The organism is Cupriavidus sp. GW823-FHT07B10 (assembly GCF_058794355.1).
The window spans coordinates 406,109-423,022 of sequence record NZ_JBXAGS010000003.1; the positions used below are offsets into that span (position 1 = coordinate 406,109).

Below are 16,914 nucleotides of genomic sequence, written 5' to 3' on the forward strand. Positions count from 1 at the left end.
GCGTATGCACGCCGCGCCTCGCAGGCCACGCGCCGAAGCGTGCCGCTCAGGCGCTGGCCAGCGCGGGCAGCAGGCGGTCATACTCGCGCTTGACCAGCTTGTAGCACTCGCACGAATGCTTCTCCAGCCCGCAGCGGTCAAGCACGGTGATATGGCCGCGGCTGTGGTGGATCAGGCCCAGGTCTTCCAGCTTGCCGGCCGCTTCGGTCACGCCTTCGCGGCGCACGCCGAGCATGTTGGCGATGACCTGCTGGGTAATCACCAGCTCGTTGGAGCTGAGCCGGTCGATGGCCAGCAGCAGCCAGCGGCACAGTTGCTTGTTCAGGGAGTGGTGGCGGTTGCAGGCTGCGGTCTGTGCGATCTGCGTGAGCATGGCCTGCACGTACAGCAGCGTCACGCGCTGCAGCGTGGGCAGGCGCGGCAGGTCGCCGCGCAGCAGGCGCGCGGGAATGCGATAGGCCATTCCGGGGCTGCGCACTTCCACCCGGCTGGGCATGGTGTCGCCGCCGGTGACCACCGGGATGCCAACCAGCCCTTCGTTTCCGACCGCGGCGATCTCGACCGTCGCGCCGTCCTCCAGCAGCGACAGCAGCGATACCACCGCGGTGGTCGGGAAATAGACATGGACGATGCGCTGGCCGGAATCAGTCAGGAGTTCGCCGGCGCGCAGACGGACCAGCTCGAAGTGCTGCGCCAGCGTCTCCCACTCGCCGCGCGGCAGCGCGCTGAGCAGGTGATTGACATGCAGATCCGATCGATGCGTAATCATTTTCGTACCCCCTGTCCAATCCCGAGTCCGGGAACAACGCTCTGCCGGCCTGGCTCGGCACGACTGCTTTCCGAGAACCGGCTGGCTGCGCCGCCGACCCAGGTGCGGCGCTCTTTGCAAGCCAGTGCCTCTATTTAGCGTCATGGCAGCGCGCTCCGACAGTAGGCGAACGGCTGGGGAACGGTCATCCATCGGGAGGTTGGACGGAAAGGCGAGAGTGAAGCGGGCGCTGACGGCGCCATGCGCCGCGGCGGCTGCGATGTCCGCCGCCGCCATACGAGGCGAGGCGGCACGGCAGATGGAAGCTGTTACGGGCTAGTCAGTCACGGCAGGCACGCAAGGCTGGATGCATGGCATGCCCTCCGCTGTCGGCATGAGACCCGGGATATCGTGCAAAAGGCGGATGCACTGGGTTGCCCCCGGCGCCGGATCGAACCGGTTCTGTGCCAGACGCCGGAGGCGGCACACCAGCCAAGTGTTGCCCGCTGCAGGCAGGATCTGCCGACTCATGGCTTGAACTCGCCGAAATGCGCGGCCAGCAACGGCACGCTGGCCAGGTATGAGGCTTCGAGCTGGTCCAGGCAGTCTTCGCAACGGTCCGGCTTGCGGCTGATGACCGCGCGCATCAAGCGGAACTGCATCACCATCGCCTCCGAGGCCATGGTGTAGCAGGCTTGTGCCGCCTTCTCGGGCACCTCCTGCCCGTGCATCACCAGCCAGCGCAGGTAGCGCGCCAGCAGCTCGAAATTGGCGCCGAGCTGGCGCAGCACGCCCGACGCGTAGTGGTGAAAGCCCGGTTCCCCGCGCGCCATCAGCCGCTCGAGATGCTGGGGAAATACCGCGCGAAACATTGTGACGGGGTTCTCGCGCGGACGGTTGCCCAGGTGAAAGCGCAGCAATGCCAGCGAGGCCTCGAGCAGCGTCTCGGCAGCGTGCGGATGTCCGTTGCGGCGGACCACATCGGCGTGCATGAAGGGCAGCGCGTCGGCACTGCGCACGCCCGGTGCCAGGCGAATGATGGCGGCGTAGTCCTCGCCGGTCGCGGTGTGGTAGCCGTCGGAGTGGTAGTAGCCGACTGCGCCGGCTTCGGGGATCAACACATCGATGGCAATGCAGGTGGGCATGCAATGGCGCAGGTAGCCGGCGCCGCGGGGTGGCGGCAGCTGGCTGCTGTCCAGCTCCATCACGACGATATGGCCGCGCGAGGTCTGTGCCGCAACGTGCGACTCGAGCGAGTCGTAGAACGTCAGGGCGTGCACGGTGAGGCCGTACAGCCGCTCCAGGTCGGCATCCGGAAAGCGGCACTGCGTGAAGTGGTCGGCCTCGAAGTCCTGCCGCACCGCGCAGGCCAGTGCCGCGACCGGCGGCAGGTCCAGCCCGTGCAGCAGCTCGATCCAAAGGTCGATATGGCAGTTGACGTGCGACCACACCGGATTGCCGCCGCGCAATCCTGGTCCGCCCCGTCCACGCATCCTGGTGTCGCCGTGCACTAGTGACCTCCGCGCCTGCCATGCCGCTTCATGAGCGGGTACGGACGGCCCATGCCGGGCCCGCGCGCGTGCCTGACGAGCGATACGGCAGGCCGAGCGCTGACACCAGTCATTTTTCCGTCTCCCCCTGAACCCGAGCCAGATACTTGCTGCCATTGGCCATGATGGCGATCTTGGCGCGCGCGGTTCTGGCCAGTCTGTTGGACGGCGCACAAACCCGCAAAGGGTTCAGGCGGTTCAGGGGCACTCAGCCGCAAATATGCGCGCATGGTGCTTCTGGTTGATGGAGGACTGCGAACTGATTGGTTATCGTCAAGGAGACGTGTGGGCGGGCAGTATGGCCCGCACGCCTTCAAAGCCCGCATGGTCCCCCGGTCGGCGGGCTTCTTTTTTGGCTCGCCGGCTGGTGTCCTGTTCCGCAAATACCTTGCCATGAAATCGCCCCAACTGGGCGATTTTCATTTTGGCAAGCTGCGCGACGACGAAGAGAATGACAAAGGCACAGTGGCACCCGGCGAGGCCGCCGGGTGCCACTGTGCCTGATTCTCGCTGGATGCCTGCTGGTTCAGGCCACGAGTGGTGGCGGCACGCGATGCCGATGCTGAGCAATGATCAGCGCCCTCAGGCTTTCCACACGCAGCCGCGCTTCGCGCTCGCCGGCCGCGCGGGCCGCGTCGGCGGCGGCCAGCTCGCAGTCAAACTGACGCCCGTGCAGTTCACCGCGATAGAGCAGCGGCTCATCGCTGCCCTCGTTGGCACCCGCGTGGCAACCATGGTCAAGGCTGGCAGCCAGCCTGATCTCGAAGCAGCACGCCCACTTGCCTCTGCCTTCGCGCACAGCAAAGCCGCGAACGACGAGGAATTCCAGTCCGGCCTCCATATGACCCCCTTACTTCCCCAGGGCGGCCTGCCTGCAAACTGGGCTGGCTTCTGCCTCCGGGCGAATCAAGCATAGGCAATCAGGTGCGATGCGCACTCCTACGGTGGATGTAGGTCTGCTCGCTCAAAGGAGGGAGGCGGTGGCCCCGTTGGCGCCCGTCAGTGACAGCGCCATGCGCGGAAAGCACTGGCCGCCGGCCCACACCAGCGCGGTGGCGGCGCAGACCAGTTCAACCGGTGCCGGCAGCGCGAGACACCCGCTGGCACCGAGCAGCGCGGCATGCAGCATCAGCGAGGCATCGAGGCGATCGGACAGCACCAGCCAGCGCCGTGGCGCCAGGCGTGCCTGCAGCTGGTCCAGCAACGCACGCGGGTCGCCCTCCAGTGCGCTGCAATCGATCAGCGCGATATCGGCCGGGTCCGGCGATGGCTCCGATGACGAAGCCTGCGTCGATGCGCGCGCCGATTCATGCAGCCACTGCGGCGTGCGCCACGTGATCGGCTGCGGCACGTCCAGTGCGTTCAGGCGACGCGCCAGGACACGGCACATCATTTCATTGCTGGCGATGAGATAGGTCGGCATTGACTCGGTCTGGCAGCTGGCCCGGGCCGCAGATGCGCTTGCCACCGGGTCGGGATCCGGGCCGCGGGGCGGCCCGCCTTGCAGGGCATCAGGGCAGCGCCGGCCGCCGGAAAAAGTGTCTGCAGATGCCTTTCATCACAAGGTAGCAAGCCGCCGCCGCCATTGCCTCATGCTTTTGGCTGAGAGCCGCACGCCAGAAGGATGAGGCGCGACCCGTGAACGCCGCGCCGCCACCCGTCACGCAGCCTGGCAGGTGGGATCAGGTGCCGGCACCCGGGTCACCGGATTGACGGGCGTGGCGGGCCCGGCCCAGTTGAGCGTGGCACCCTTCTGCAGGGCAACGTAGACGGCTTCGCCCTTGTTGCGTACGTGCAGGCGCTGGTACAGCGTGCAGGCATGCGTCTTCGCGGTGGCCACCGAGATATTCAGCATGCGGCTGACCGTCTTGATGGGATAGCCCCGAGCCAGCAGCGCCAGCACTTCGTACTGGCGTTCGGTGATGTTCAGCAGGTGCGCGCCGGCCGACGGGGTTTCGTGGTACGTCGCGTGCGCCTGGAAATGGCGCTGGGGCGCGGGCACCGCATGCTCGAGCACGGCCTCGCCGATGCCTGCGCGCAGCGCCACGACCCGGGCCTCGCCCTGCCCTGCGCTGCTTGCCACCGGGGCATGGCCGGCATCGAGTTCCGATTGCCAGGCATGGTGGCTGCCCTGGGCACGCGCCGGGAAGCACTCGCCGCCGGCCAGCACCAGGCGCACCGCGGCATCGAGCGCATCCGCACTGCAGCTCTTGGCCACGCAGCCGCGCACCGGGTCAGGCAAGCCTGCATCCGGCAGCAATAGGGCCGCCTGATCGCCGAGGACCAGCACGCGCTGCGGGCGTAGCCGCTGGCACAGTTCCTCCAGCATGGCCCAGCCGCCGGCGTGATCGGCTGGCAGGCCATAGATCAGCAGGTCGGCATCGTACAGCCACAAATCTGAATCGACTGGGGCGAGGGGATCGATATCGATCAGGTCACCAGGAATATGTGCTTGGGCCAGCAGATGGCGCAGACCCAGGCGCAGGAGGGGGTGAGGCTCGATCAAGAGGATGGTGGCCATGGCCGCTCTCTTATTATTGCGGCAAGTTCGGACCCTGCGACAATCCGCGCTTGCTTGTCGGAAATGCTCCGCTATCTTGCGGTTGCACTTCCATACGATCCGCCATCGCTCCAGACCGCCCGGCAGCCTTCCCGTCAGGCTGCAGGTCCGTCCTTCCCGTGGAGATACCGGATCGCCCCGTTTTGCGTGTTAAGACGCTTATGTAGAAAGAGTCTTAGATGCGACTGAAGTCTGATCTAAGTATTTATAACTCCTGACCTGCAGCATATGAAACGCGTAGGTCGAATGCAAGGTGATGGTGCGCTGCGGCGGGTTTTCCCCGAGCACTGCCTGACACCAGCATACGGATGCCACAAGGGCAGCGGGGATGACTTTCCAGTGAAAACGCGCATAAAATTATCGGCATTGTATTTATCTATGCATTTCGGGCCGGATGAATTCTCGCTCGCTTCAAGTGCCTTATAAATCAAGAAGTTAGCCATTCAGCGCATACCTGCCGATGATTCCTGGAATGATGATGGTCAGCCTCACCCGCAGCGAATTTGCGGCGGTACGCGCCTATGTGCAGGGCATGCCGGCGGCCATGGTGGTGCCCCGCTACCTGGCCGACGAAGCCGATGACGACGAAGCCGGGGCCGAGTCTGCGCTGCGGATCCTGCTTGCCCTGCGCGACCGGATGGTCCAGCTCGCGCACCTGCACGGACGGGCGGACCTGGCCGAACTGCTGCTGGCCGGCCCTGGCCGCTCCAACCGCGGCATGGATCGCCGCGTCGACGCGCTGGCTGAGCTCGAACGGTTGGGTACGGCGGCGCCGCGCCCCCAGCACGGCGTGGAGTTGTGGTTTGCACCAGCCTTGGCGCGACGCTTGCGCAAGGCTGAAATTGTGACCCTTAATTCTCTTTTTGAGCTTGCAAACCGACGCGGCAGCGCCTGGTGGCGGGCCGTCCCGCGCATTGGCGCGCTTGCCGGCGCGGCCGTCAACCGCTGGCTCAGCGAGAACCGTGCTGCCTTCCGGGACCCGGACGGCAAGCCGCTGCTGGGCGCGTACGTCGGCAACCGGACTCTGCTCGAGCGAGGCAGGCTGGGACCGGGGATGCGCCAGCCGTTGCCGCTGGAATGGATGACCGCGTCGCCCGCGTTGGCCGCCGACGCCAGCTGCCCGTACAGTCAGGGCCTCGACGTCGTCCAGGCCTGGCTGCGCGATGCCGCCGGCGACAGCGGCAGCACGTTCTCGGCCTACCGCAAGGAGGCGGAGCGCTTGCTGCTATGGGCAGCACTGGAGCGGCGCAAGGGCCTGTCGCAGCTCGATCTGGACGACCGCCGGGCCTACCTGGGCTTCCTGGCGCAGCCCGAACCGGGCAGCCGCTGGTGCGGACCGCGGGCACCGCGCCACCTGGCCGGATGGCGTCCGTTCACCGGCCCGCTCAGTCCGGCAAGCGTGCGGCATAGCATGCGGGTGCTGGCCGCCCTGTTCCGCTGGATGCATGCCAACGGCTACCCGGGCGCAGCGCTCTGGCCAGCCCGGATCCCGGACGGCACCGATGCCTCGGCGGCAATGGAGGCGGCGCGGCCGGACACCTTGCAGGTTCCCGAGGCCAGCCTGGCTCCCTTCCTGTCATGGCTGGAACACCGGGGCGGCGACGACGATGGCCAGCGCTACCGGACCGCCCATGCGGCAATCCTGCTGTTGCGGGAACACCGGCTCAGCCTGGACCGGCTGACCTCGGTCACGCGGCGTTCGCTGGCGCCGATGCAGCAGCCTGCGCGGGTTCCGGAAGACGGTGTGGAAAGTACTGTGCCAGACGGAACGCCCGGCTTTGGCCTGGCCACGCAGCACGCGCTGGCCCGGCATTGGCGTGACCGCAACCTCCAGTGGGACGGTGCGGGCACAGAAGACGCCTCGCTGATCGGTCCACCGGCCGCGCCGCCGACCCGGCGCGCGCAGCGCAAGCTGGCGGCATTGCCGCTGGCCGGCTACTCGGTGCGTGGCCTGCATGCCCTGCTGTCCAGCATGCTTGAGCGCTACCGCAAGACCTGTGATCCGGAGTTTGGCGCGCGCTCGCCGCGCGACCTGCTGGCTTGAGCGCTGCGGCGGCAATGCTGCCGCAGCGGCGCCATGGCTTGCCTACCCGGCTCAGAGCAGCGTGTTGTCCAGCCCGAAGCGGGCCTTCAGGGCCTCGACCAGCGCCTCGCGGGCACTGCGGTCGCTCAGCTGCACGTCCAGCATCACGCGTCCCGAGTCCCATTCCTTGATGGTGCCCAGCAACTGGCCGCTGTCGGTCCGGATCTTGTATTGCCGGCTGATTTCCTTGACCTTGCGCGCCTTGCCTTCCTGCGCGTGCTTGCGGATGGCTTCAACCTCGCGGCTCGACAGGCCGTCATTGATGATGCGCGCCGCCAGTTCGCGCGTGCGCTCCTCGCCCGCCAGCTTGCAGTACAGCGTCAGCTCATAGCCCGCGGCGATGCCGATCGCGCTCGGGCGCTCGCGCATCACGCCCAGCACGGACTCGGGCAGGCGCAGCAGCGCCAGTGTCTTGTTCACGGTGCCGGCCGACATGCCGGTCAGCTCGCAGATTTCCTCTTCCTTCTGGACCTTGCCTTCGTCCAGCAACTGGCGCCAGGCGATCGCATTGTCCAGCGCTGACTGGTCCGAGCGCTGCTCGTTGAGCATGAACGACAGCCGGTAGAAGTCCAGGTCGCTCAGGTCGTTTTCGACAAAACATTCCATCTCGAGCTTGCCGGCAGACGCCAGGGCTCGCTTGCGGTAATGACCGTCGATCAGAATGTAATGGCCGGGGCGCGCCGGATCGGGCGCGGCCAGGCCGGGGGTCTTCTGGCCGTGCGTGGCAATGGATGCCGCCCGCTCCTGCACCACGGCGGGATCGTAGAGGCGCCGCGCGTTGAGAGGATTGTCGTGCAGTTGCTCCAGCGGAATCCTGATCAGCTGCCGGCCCGCGGCGGCTTCGCCAAGACTTTCAGCGCTGAAAACGGGCGCGCCATCGGCTCCCCTGCCCTGCAGCAATCCATTCGGATGCTGGGAAATGGCCGCTTCCGCGCGAGCGAAGCGGTCCAGCGTATCGTTTCGGGTCTTTTCGGCCGCCATGCCGGCCAGCATGCCAGCCTTGAGGCTCTTCAGTTTGGTAGCCATACCTAGTGCTCAATCAAAGACAGTATTTCGTCGACCATCATGTCGACCTCCTGCACCGCCTCGCGTGCGCCGGCAACGCCGTGCACGGTGCAGCCGATCGCCTGGCATTCCCGGAATGCCGAGCGCGACCCGATCATCGAATTCAAAAGCGGTACGTCGCCGTCGTCGCCAAGGATTTCAATGGCCTGGCGCGCGATCGAGACGCGGCGCTGGACCATATTGGCCATCACACGGATCAGCAAGGACTCATTCTGAACTTGGGCGTGCTGCGCCAGCGTCTTGGCCGCTACCGCCGCCCACAGATCCGGCGGCGAAGGCACCACCGGAATAATGGCAAGGTCCGAAATCAGCAGCGCGCTCGAGGGCGCTGCCGAATGCACTGCCGGCGGGCAATCCACGACGATGTAGTCATAATCCTGGACGAATTTGCGGACTTCGCGGTGCATGGCGCCGCCCGAGGGCGCCAGGCCAATCACGGAAGCCGGGAACGGCCGCTCGTCGCTGGCCTGCGCCGCCCAGCGAGTGGCGGTGCCTTGCTCGTCCATGTCGACCAGCATCGAGCGCGCGCCGCGCAAGCCAAGCGTGCCAGCAAGGTGCATGCTGACCGTAGTCTTGCCGCAACCGCCTTTCTGGTTAAAGACTGTGATGATTTTGGCTGGCACTGCGACCTCTCTTTCAGCGCTGAAAGCGCGGTTGATTCTTAAGGCGCAACTGTAGCCAAAAGCACGTGATGCTTCAACCGTTTTCCAAATTTACAAAATATATGTTTCCAACGCAGAGAGCAGAGGCCGCCATTTGGCAGCCGGAAACGAGCCGTACCGTAAAATTGCTTGAAAAACAGCCCGGGATGTGCCTAAAGTATCTATAGTGCGCATTACGCCGCACATGACACCGCAATCCAAAGTGGTTATGATGCGCGCTACAGTCGAGTCAAGTCGTGTCAACCTCGTCGGCTTCCGTTCGGTATCTACGAGAACTCAACGTGCTTGAACGGTTGTTTGCGTTGTGTACAAGAACTTGCTTCGAAAAGGAAATTCCTATGGCAACCGGTACGGTCAAGTGGTTCAACGAGACCAAGGGCTTTGGCTTCATTACCCCGGACGACGGTGGTGCAGACCTGTTCGCGCACTTCTCGGAAATCCAGGGCTCGGGCTTCAAGACCCTGAAGGATGGGCAGCGCGTGACGTTTGAAGTCAAGCAAGGCCCGAAGGGCCTGCAGGCTTCGGCAATCAAGCCGGCCTGACCAGCCTCGGCTGACCCCGCCCGTTGCGGATCCGTCCGCGGCGGGCAAACAAAAAAGGCAAGCGTTCAACGCTTGCCTTTTTTGCATTCGGGGGCCGGACATGGTGTCCGGCCTCAGTTCCGGCGCGCCCGGACCTGCTGATGCCGTCCCGAGAGCACGTGCAACGGCGTGCGCGGATTTCCCCGGGCGGGAAGCTGGCAAATCAGCCCAGCTTGCGCACGCTGGTCCGGGAAGGCTGCAGGATCAGCGCCTTGGACGAATCCGCATCGACCTTGGCACCAGGATACACCACCAGCACATCCTTCAGGGCCTTGCGGAACAGCGCACGGAACTTGCGCTCGCTTTCGGTCTCGGTGCCGAACTGCATCTGCAGCGCTTCCCACGGGATTTCCGTGCGGCGCTGGATGGTGAAGAAGCGGTAGGTCAGCCACGAATACACGTCCAGCGCGAACGGCGACTGTTTCAGCGCCTTGAGCGCGCGCATGTCGACCGGTACGGGGCGGTTGACCAGTTCGTTGAAGAACGGCTCGGACAGCACCACGAAGCTCTCGAACATGGACCCCTGACCAGGCTGCATGGGGTCCCACCAGGTCGACAGTTGATCGGCCAGCAGGTAGCCCACCCGATCGATCGACAGTGGCTCGTGGTTGGGGTTCTGGTTCTGGCTCGGCGTCGACTTGTTTTGCACGATGGCGATGGTCGCCGAGAACAGGCGGATCATCTGCTGGCGTACCAGCGTCATCGTGCCGCGCTTGCCGCCGGTGGCCATCGGAATGCCGAGGTTGTACATGAACTCGGACAGCGAATTGCCCAGCGAAATGCGCCGGTCCTCTACCGTGCCGGTGAATTCGCCGCGCTTTTTCTTCGCCATGATCTCCTTGCCGATCCAGGCCAGCATCAGCCGCGGATAGGAGCCATAGGGGTAACCCAGCGAGACGGTCTCGGACACCAGCTTCTGGCGGCCGTTGGTGGCACGTTCGGAACGTTGCTGCGTGAAGTAGCCAGGCTGGATCATCAGCGAGATATTGCCGCTGGTGCGGGTCCATACCGGCGGCGCGCCCTTGGGCGCGCGGTAGGGCAGCGTTACCTGGACGCTGGCGCGGCTCAGGAAGCCGACTTCACCGCTTTGCCAGGCGTCTTCACGCTCCATGGCCTGCGCTTCGTCGAACAGACGCTGGAATTTCTCGGACGGAACCAGGTTGTTCTCGTTGCCGGGAACAATGATGCGGGAGGGTTCGGCGTCCAGGTCGAGGACGCTTCGATCCCCCGTGGTGGCCGGGGAGCGTTTGATGGGCATATTGGCGTGCTTCGGATTACCCGCCTTTGTACTCGAAGCCGCAAAGGTTGTCACGCAGAAACAGGTACGCAAAGCCTTTGCGTTGCTCGCCCTGTTTTCTGCCGGCTGGGAATCTCACGACTGGTCGCATGGTGGCGGACGGTGGGCAACCCGCCAGGGTTGTCCACGGTTCGCCAGCCATCCACTACCAGTAAACGATACCGATACGGGTTAACTACTTGTAAACCGTATACGTGAAGTTCAGCGCCTTGATTCGTAAGGGAAAAACCAACCCCGCCGAACCCGATTCTGCGGGCAACCGTACTCGATTCTGCGAAGGGCCGAACCCGTATCTGCGGCAAGCCGAACCTGTATCTGCGGGTGGGGCGAACTGGTTTCTGCGGGGATAACTTGCAGGTTCCACAGCCTTTTCCACAGCGGCCACTCCTCAAACCGTACCCGTTTCTGCGAGCGAGCGCCAGGTATACGCGGCTTGCGAGGGTTCCAGTGCCTCTTTCCCGCAGAAAGTACGGCCAGAGCCCGGTTATCCCCGCAGAAACTGGTTCACTTGCCGGGCTGCTGACGGGCGCTTTGCGCGCCAGGCGTACCCGTTTCTGCGTTCCGAGACCTGAAACCGTACCTGTTTCTGCGCTGGCCTGAAAGGCCGCTGCCGTGCTGCCCCAGCGTACCTGTTTCTGCGGCGTACCCATTTCTGCGTGCCGACCCTGGCACCCTGGTGCGCCGCGAAGCGTACCCGTTTCTGCGTATCTCCTGCCGGGCTCTTCCGGGTCATGCGTACCCGTTTCTGCGCAGACCCATGGCGCTGTTCTGACGGAACTATCACCAAGTTTCCATTCTACATGAGAGTTGCAGAAAAAGCTAGCACTCACACTCAACGTATACGCGGGAGACTCGCGGCGCTACGCGCCGTACCTGTTTCTGCGCAGACAGATCATGGATGCCGAAGCTCGGCCGGGTAGCCACCCGCCTTGCATGTCGTTGGCGTACCCGTTTCTGCGTGGCGTTGAGTGGTGCGCCTGTGCCCGTGGGCGTACCTGTTTCTGCGAGAGGTGCCGGCAGGCTCAGGGCTTCCGATGGTTATTGCGTTGCAACATTAGCCGTACCCGTTTCTGCGTCGTCGGCCTGGCCCGGCTTTGTGGATATGTAGGAGGAATGCGGGCCGGAGAACCGCTGCCATCGGCCGAATCCAATTCGAAAAAAAATTTTTGGGCGTACCCGCTTCTGCGTGCCAGAAGGCTCCTGGAAAGACCCCAGTGCCGCAGGGCGTACCTGTTTCTGCGTACCCGCTGCCCAGCGCAAGCAGGCCTGCCAGGACAGACCGTACCCATTTCTGCGAGGCTCACGGGCCGTGCCTGACCTCGTGCGGTGCAGCAGGGCGTACCCGATTCTGCGTGGAGCGCAAGGCTGGATGGTGAGCGGGAAAGTGCGCCGCGCAAGGCCAGGCGTGCCGGCTGGCGGCGGCATGGGCATGCGGGGGGCTGGAGCGGAGCGCCTGGCGGTCTGCATGACCGGGGCAGGCGGGGAGCGGCGGGGGGCCGGGATGTGATGAAGGTGGCGCAGCCAGCACCGCCAATCGCGCTATCCGCGCCTGAAAACAAAAAACCCCGCCATGGGCGGGGTTCTACGCTGTTCGGCGCGCGCGGGGCGCGCCGGCAGTCAATGCTTACAGCGGGGTGATGTTCGCGGCCTGCAGGCCCTTCGGGCCATTCTTGACTTCGAACTGCACGCGCTGGTTTTCCTGCAGCGACTTGAAGCCGTCGGCGCGGATTTCCGAGAAATGGGCGAAGAGGTCGTCACCACCCGCGTCCGGCTTGATGAAGCCGAAGCCCTTGGCGTCGTTGAACCACTTGACGATACCGGTTTGCATGATTTGCTTTCCAGAAAAAGGACAAAAAACATCGCATGACGAAAACGTCATCCGACACGGGGAACTCAAGGAAAGGACACCATGGACAACCGAAGTACCAGACGGTGGCTAACGAATGAACTGTTGCCTCGTCGCTTGAATCTAGGCGGCTTTATACGGGGGATTGCCGCAAGCGTCAAGCCGGGGACGCCCCGGAGCACCCCCGTGGCGGCGCTGGATTCAGCGGTTCGCGCTGTGGGATCATCACGCCTTTTGCATATCGCTTATTCGCCTGTGCCATGGCGAAGCGGGCCGGCCTGCACCAGAGTACGCTTGCCGCCCAGCGGGGCGTCGCGGGATGCTTCAGGCCGAAGCCAGCCACCTGCGGCCGCGCCGTTGTTGTCGCCGCGCACACGATAACGATATCAGGAGACCAGTCATGTCGATGCCGGAACCCGCTTCCAAGCCGGGCACGTCAACCGCCAATCCGCCGCACGGCAAGCCACAGGCCGCGCCTTCGCTGATCGAGCGCCTGTTCAGGCTGCGCGAACACCAGACCGATGTACGCACCGAGATCCTCGCCGGCGTCACCACGTTCCTGACGATGGCGTACATCATCTTCGTCAACCCGTCGATCCTGGGCGATGCGGGCATGCCGAAAGACGCGGTGTTCGTCGCCACCTGCCTGGCCGCGGCGATCGGCACGCTGATCATGGGTTTCTACGCGAACTACCCGATCGCGATGGCGCCGGGCATGGGCCTGAACGCGTACTTTGCCTATACGGTGGTGAAGGGCATGGGCTTTGCATGGGAGGCGGCACTCGGCGCGGTCTTTATCTCCGGCTGCCTGTTCCTGCTGGTCACGCTGTTCCGCGTGCGCGAGATGATCGTCAATGGCATTCCGCATTCGATCCGGGTGGCGATCACCGCGGGCATCGGCCTGTTCCTGGCGATTGTCGCCCTGAAGAACGCCGGCATCGTCACCGCCAGCCCGGCCACGCTGGTGACCATCGGCGACCTGCACCAGCCTTCGGCCGTGCTGGCGATCATCGGTTTCTTCGTGATCGTGGCACTGGATCATCTGCGGGTGAAGGGCGCGATCCTGATCGGCATCCTGCTCACCACGCTGCTGAGCTTTGCGTTTGCCGGCAATACCTTCCACGGCGTGTTCTCCGCGCCGCCGTCGCTCGGCCCGACGCTGTTCAAGCTAGATATATCCGCCGCGCTGTCGATCGGCATCATCAACGTGGTGCTGGTGTTCTTCCTGGTGGAGTTGTTCGACGCCACCGGCACGCTGATGGGCGTTGCCAACCGCGCGGGCCTGCTCAAGGCCGGGAAAATGGACCGGCTGAACAAGGCGCTGATGTCCGACAGCACCGCGATCATGGCGGGCTCGTTCCTCGGTACGTCTTCCACCACGGCGTATATTGAAAGCGCATCCGGCGTGCAGGCGGGCGGGCGCACCGGACTGACGGCGGTGACGGTGGCCGTGCTGTTCCTCGCGGCGTTGTTCATCGCGCCGCTGGCCGGCACGGTGCCGGCCTATGCCACCGCGCCGGCGTTGCTGTATGTGTCCTGCCTGATGTTGCGCGAGCTGCTGGAGATTGACTGGAATGACGTCACCGAAGTCGTGCCCGCGGTGATGACCGCGCTTGGCATGCCGTTCACGTACTCGGTCGCCAACGGCGTTGCGTTCGGCTTTATCAGCTACGCGGCGCTCAAGCTGCTGACCGGCCGCGCACGCAGCGTGCCCGTGATGGTGTGGATCATCGCGGCGGTGTTCATCTTCAAGTTCTACTACCTGCCAGGGCATTGAGCGCGCCAGTCGGCATGGGATGAAGGAAGGGCGGCCAGGGCCGCCCTTTTTCCATGGTGCGCTGCTGTCATGATATTGACATCGTGATGCCGGGCGGGCGCCGTAGCGCCGTCCGACACCCGCCAGCCGTACCCGTTTCTGCGTGCCGCGCGAGCGGGTCCACCGGCCGGGCGTACCTGTTTCTGCGTGACAGTCCGCCACGCCCTCGCGGCATGCGGCACGGCTTGCCATTCCCGCGCAACGGTGCTGCCATCACCCGTTCGGGGGTGTCAAAGCGTACCCGTTTCTGCGTAGCATGCATGCAGACACCGGCCGCTGGGAATGTGCCGGTCGCGGGCCGGCGGCCAGTGTGCGCGCGGCCTCATACCAAAGTATGAGATTGGCTGTAAGTCACCCACTCGGGGCTGGACAAAGTGCCCCAAATGCACTGAACTATAGACGTGGCAAAGAGGGGCGCGGCAAGGCGCCCCTTCTTGACTCCGGTGCATGCGGCAGGATGCCGGAGCCAACCGAGAGCGCATGAGCGCCGTTCGCCAGTCGGGGGACATTTCGGTCCAGACCGTCAACAAGGCGGCATAGCCACCATCCGGGAGCGTGCGGGAAACACGCGCGCCACGCAGACAAAAAACCAGTTCAAAGACTGACAAGTGGTAACCGCAGACGTGTAGTGCCGGGGGATGTTGTTCAACGGGGATTATCATGACCGCAGGAGAGATCCGGCGACCCGCTATCGGGCCTGTCAGGGAGACTAATAACCGCTCCATCCGAGCCATCCATCATGCCTGGGCTGCCGTGGGGGAAGCCGCAGGCGAAGCACCCAGCAAGCGGACCGTCCAAGATGGCGCGACGGCCGAGGTGGCCGCCCTGCTTGCTGACGACAGCGAACTCAGCGACAGCGCACGCGCGGCCGTGGCCAACCTGCTGCGCCGCCATCGCCTGCTCGAAGGCGAACTGACACGCCAGCGCACGCTGTTGCAGGAATGGATCCTGAGCCAACAGACCTACAAGACGCTCTACTACCAATACTCCGGCCAGTCGCAGCAGGCGCCGCGCCTGGAGTTGATGCGTGAAAAGGAAGCTGTGCGTCGGCGTATCCGCGCTCAGCTCCAGGTGGGTGCGGACGATCTTGCCGCGCCCGATGAGCAACTCCGCAGTCTGTCCAGCTCGTGATACCGACGTCGCGCGCGGGTGCGTGCCCGCAGCCAGTTCAGCCCCACCGTCCGCCGCGGCTGCAGGCCGCGACGGCGGACACGGGTGCCCGAACCAAGAACAAGCCTAACGTCCGGGAGATCGTGATGGACCGACTGTGCAAGGCGTCACGCACTGCACAGATCGTGGTCGTGTCGCGTCATGAAGATTTTGGTTTTGACCCGTCTGGCACAGCCACGGGATGGGAAATCCGCCGGATCCAGCAGATTCGCGACCTTGAACGCGTGGTGCGGGCCTGCCCGCCCATGGCAGGCGTGATCGATCTGCAGTCCGACTACAGCGATGCCGAGTTCGCGCAACTCGAACAGGCACTGCAGTACCTGCACATTACGTGGGTGGCCATCACCTCCGATGAAATGCTGGCGCAGGAGCGTGTGCGCCGGCTGATCCGCGACTACTGCGTCGACTACGTGCGCATGCCGTTCTCGATGCCTGAACTGCTCTACACGCTCAAGCATGCGCAGGGCATGGCGTCGCTGCACGGCACGCGCCCGCAGGAGACCGCCTCGCGCGGCACCATGATCGGCGAGTGCGCGGCGATGCGGGCGATGTTCCGCTCGCTGGCCAAGGTGGCGCACAACGAGGCACCGGTGTTCATTTCCGGAGAGTCCGGCACCGGCAAGGAACTCGCCGCGCAGGCGATCCACGATGCCTCGAGCCGGCGCAAGGGACCGTTCATTGCCATCAACTGCGGTGCGATTCCCTCGCACCTGGTGCAGTCCGAGCTGTTCGGGTATGAGAAGGGCGCGTTCACCGGCGCCAACCAGCGCAAGATCGGCTGGATCGAGCAGGCGCAGGGCGGCACGCTGTTCCTCGACGAGATCGGCGACCTGCCACTGGAAAGCCAGGTGGCGCTGCTGCGTTTCCTGCAGCAGGGCATGATCACCCGCCTGGGCGGGCACCAGTCGATCCCGCTGAACCTGCGCATCATCTCGGCCACGCACGTGGACTTGGTGGCGGCACAGGCCGACGGGCGCTTCCGTTCCGACCTGTTCCACCGGCTATGCGTGCTGACGCTGACCATCCCGGCGCTGCGCGAGCGCGGCGAGGACATCCTGCAGCTGGCCAACGCGGTGCTGGCCGAACACGGGCACGAGGCCCACCGGCGCATTCGCGGGTTCTCGGCCTGCGCAACGCAGGCAATGATGCAGTACGCGTGGCCGGGCAACGTGCGCGAACTGATCAACCGCGTGCGCCGCGCCATCGTGATGACCGACAACCGCAAGATCACCGCCGAAGACCTGCAGCTGCACGGCGGGGCGGAGCTGCCGCGCAAGACCCTTGACGCGATCCGCGAAGAAGCCGAGCGCGAGGCCATCCGCACCGTGATGGCGAGCCACGGCTTTCACGTGGTGCCGGCCGCGCGCGAACTCAATGTCTCGCGCGTGACGCTGTACCGGCTCATGCACAAGCACAACATCCGCGTGGAGAGTCAGGTGACTGCGGGCGAGTAAGCGGCAAGCCGGCGCAGGTTGCCGGAGGCCGGACGCAATCCCAGGCGCCGCAGGAAAGGGGAACAGGCGACGTCCGCCCGCC

General features: G+C 64.8%; 15 protein-coding genes. 6 read left to right on the forward strand and 9 right to left on the reverse strand.

The genetic code is table 11. From position 1 onward, the window contains the following. Positions 1-46: 46 nt before the first annotated feature. Together AC1Q6V_RS09625 and AC1Q6V_RS09630 are read right to left on the reverse strand one after the other, a co-directional pair. Positions 47-769: a Crp/Fnr family transcriptional regulator gene (locus tag AC1Q6V_RS09625; protein WP_010811139.1), complete on the reverse strand. Its 723-nt coding sequence runs from the start codon at positions 767-769 to the stop codon at positions 47-49. Positions 770-1,275: 506 nt separating this feature from the next. Further along, on the reverse strand, positions 1,276-2,259 hold the full coding sequence (locus AC1Q6V_RS09630; protein ID WP_011616301.1) for a DUF1839 family protein: 984 nt from the start codon (positions 2,257-2,259) through the stop codon (positions 1,276-1,278). A 267-nt stretch (positions 2,260-2,526) separates the two neighbouring features. Between AC1Q6V_RS09630 and AC1Q6V_RS09635 the strand changes: the two genes are divergently transcribed. Beyond that, complete coding sequence (locus tag AC1Q6V_RS09635; RefSeq protein WP_143010705.1) at positions 2,527-2,802, forward strand: hypothetical protein; 276 nt, start codon at positions 2,527-2,529, stop codon at positions 2,800-2,802. 22 nt (positions 2,803-2,824) lie between these two features. Here AC1Q6V_RS09635 and AC1Q6V_RS09640 read toward each other — a convergent pair whose 3' ends face one another. The 3 genes from AC1Q6V_RS09640 to AC1Q6V_RS09650 form a co-directional block, all read right to left on the reverse strand. Beyond that, complete coding sequence (locus tag AC1Q6V_RS09640; protein WP_010811142.1) at positions 2,825-3,139, reverse strand: hypothetical protein; 315 nt, start codon at positions 3,137-3,139, stop codon at positions 2,825-2,827. 123 nt (positions 3,140-3,262) lie between these two features. After that, positions 3,263-3,721, reverse strand: coding sequence for a response regulator transcription factor (locus AC1Q6V_RS09645; RefSeq protein ID WP_010811143.1), 459 nt, complete (start codon positions 3,719-3,721; stop codon positions 3,263-3,265). Positions 3,722-3,958: 237 nt separating this feature from the next. Beyond that, complete coding sequence (locus AC1Q6V_RS09650; RefSeq protein ID WP_058697711.1) at positions 3,959-4,819, reverse strand: helix-turn-helix transcriptional regulator; 861 nt, start codon at positions 4,817-4,819, stop codon at positions 3,959-3,961. Between the two features lie 511 nt (positions 4,820-5,330). Between AC1Q6V_RS09650 and AC1Q6V_RS09655 the strand changes: the two genes are divergently transcribed. Then, positions 5,331-6,902 (forward strand): phage integrase family protein, encoded by a 1,572-nt coding sequence (locus tag AC1Q6V_RS09655; protein ID WP_454750615.1) that lies wholly within the window; start codon positions 5,331-5,333, stop codon positions 6,900-6,902. A 51-nt stretch (positions 6,903-6,953) separates the two neighbouring features. On the opposite strand, the gene AC1Q6V_RS09660 is transcribed toward AC1Q6V_RS09655, so the two are convergent. Both AC1Q6V_RS09660 and AC1Q6V_RS09665 read right to left on the reverse strand, forming a co-directional pair. Further along, the gene (locus AC1Q6V_RS09660; protein ID WP_010811146.1) at positions 6,954-7,967 is read right to left on the reverse strand and encodes a ParB/RepB/Spo0J family partition protein; all 1,014 of its coding nucleotides are present in this window, start codon (positions 7,965-7,967) and stop codon (positions 6,954-6,956) included. 2 nt (positions 7,968-7,969) lie between these two features. Then, the gene (locus tag AC1Q6V_RS09665) at positions 7,970-8,629 is read right to left on the reverse strand and encodes an AAA family ATPase (protein WP_010811147.1); all 660 of its coding nucleotides are present in this window, start codon (positions 8,627-8,629) and stop codon (positions 7,970-7,972) included. 377 nt (positions 8,630-9,006) lie between these two features. On the opposite strand from AC1Q6V_RS09665, the gene AC1Q6V_RS09670 reads away from it, so the two are divergent. After that, entirely contained in the window at positions 9,007-9,210 is a 204-nt protein-coding gene (locus AC1Q6V_RS09670) for a cold-shock protein (RefSeq protein WP_006159056.1), read from the forward strand. A gap of 202 nt (positions 9,211-9,412) precedes the next feature. On the opposite strand, the gene AC1Q6V_RS09675 is transcribed toward AC1Q6V_RS09670, so the two are convergent. Then, positions 9,413-10,507 (reverse strand): replication protein RepA, encoded by a 1,095-nt coding sequence (locus tag AC1Q6V_RS09675; protein ID WP_011616296.1) that lies wholly within the window; start codon positions 10,505-10,507, stop codon positions 9,413-9,415. Between the two features lie 1,663 nt (positions 10,508-12,170). After that, entirely contained in the window at positions 12,171-12,374 is a 204-nt protein-coding gene (locus AC1Q6V_RS09680; protein ID WP_010811149.1) for a cold-shock protein, read from the reverse strand. A gap of 418 nt (positions 12,375-12,792) precedes the next feature. Here AC1Q6V_RS09680 and AC1Q6V_RS09685 point away from each other — a divergent pair, with 418 nt between their 5' ends. The 3 genes from AC1Q6V_RS09685 to AC1Q6V_RS09695 all read left to right on the forward strand — a co-directional run bounded on the left by AC1Q6V_RS09685 (position 12,793) and on the right by AC1Q6V_RS09695 (position 16,832). Then, positions 12,793-14,169: an NCS2 family permease gene (locus AC1Q6V_RS09685; protein WP_010811150.1), complete on the forward strand. Its 1,377-nt coding sequence runs from the start codon at positions 12,793-12,795 to the stop codon at positions 14,167-14,169. A 699-nt stretch (positions 14,170-14,868) separates the two neighbouring features. Further along, positions 14,869-15,339 carry a hypothetical protein gene (locus AC1Q6V_RS09690; protein WP_011617970.1) on the forward strand — a complete coding sequence of 157 codons (471 nt, stop codon included), beginning with the start codon at positions 14,869-14,871 and terminating at the stop codon, positions 15,337-15,339. A 125-nt stretch (positions 15,340-15,464) separates the two neighbouring features. Then, complete coding sequence (locus AC1Q6V_RS09695; RefSeq protein ID WP_058697707.1) at positions 15,465-16,832, forward strand: sigma-54 dependent transcriptional regulator; 1,368 nt, start codon at positions 15,465-15,467, stop codon at positions 16,830-16,832. Positions 16,833-16,914: the final 82 nt, after the last annotated feature.

Excerpts from the sequence above, each read along its gene's own strand:
- AC1Q6V_RS09625 (WP_010811139.1), bottom strand. The coding sequence starts at position 769 with ATGATTACGCATCGATCGGATCTGCATGTCAATCACCTGCTCAGCGCG.
- AC1Q6V_RS09635 (WP_143010705.1), top strand. The coding sequence starts at position 2,527 with ATGGTGCTTCTGGTTGATGGAGGACTGCGAACTGATTGGTTATCGTCA.
- AC1Q6V_RS09640 (WP_010811142.1), bottom strand. The coding sequence starts at position 3,139 with ATGGAGGCCGGACTGGAATTCCTCGTCGTTCGCGGCTTTGCTGTGCGC.
- AC1Q6V_RS09645 (WP_010811143.1), bottom strand. The coding sequence starts at position 3,721 with ATGCCGACCTATCTCATCGCCAGCAATGAAATGATGTGCCGTGTCCTG.
- AC1Q6V_RS09650 (WP_058697711.1), bottom strand. The coding sequence starts at position 4,819 with ATGGCCACCATCCTCTTGATCGAGCCTCACCCCCTCCTGCGCCTGGGT.
- AC1Q6V_RS09655 (WP_454750615.1), top strand. The coding sequence starts at position 5,331 with ATGATGATGGTCAGCCTCACCCGCAGCGAATTTGCGGCGGTACGCGCC.
- AC1Q6V_RS09660 (WP_010811146.1), bottom strand. The coding sequence starts at position 7,967 with ATGGCTACCAAACTGAAGAGCCTCAAGGCTGGCATGCTGGCCGGCATG.
- AC1Q6V_RS09670 (WP_006159056.1), top strand. The coding sequence starts at position 9,007 with ATGGCAACCGGTACGGTCAAGTGGTTCAACGAGACCAAGGGCTTTGGC.
- AC1Q6V_RS09675 (WP_011616296.1), bottom strand. The coding sequence starts at position 10,507 with ATGCCCATCAAACGCTCCCCGGCCACCACGGGGGATCGAAGCGTCCTC.
- AC1Q6V_RS09680 (WP_010811149.1), bottom strand. The coding sequence starts at position 12,374 with ATGCAAACCGGTATCGTCAAGTGGTTCAACGACGCCAAGGGCTTCGGC.
- AC1Q6V_RS09685 (WP_010811150.1), top strand. The coding sequence starts at position 12,793 with ATGTCGATGCCGGAACCCGCTTCCAAGCCGGGCACGTCAACCGCCAAT.
- AC1Q6V_RS09690 (WP_011617970.1), top strand. The coding sequence starts at position 14,869 with ATGACCGCAGGAGAGATCCGGCGACCCGCTATCGGGCCTGTCAGGGAG.
- AC1Q6V_RS09695 (WP_058697707.1), top strand. The coding sequence starts at position 15,465 with ATGGACCGACTGTGCAAGGCGTCACGCACTGCACAGATCGTGGTCGTG.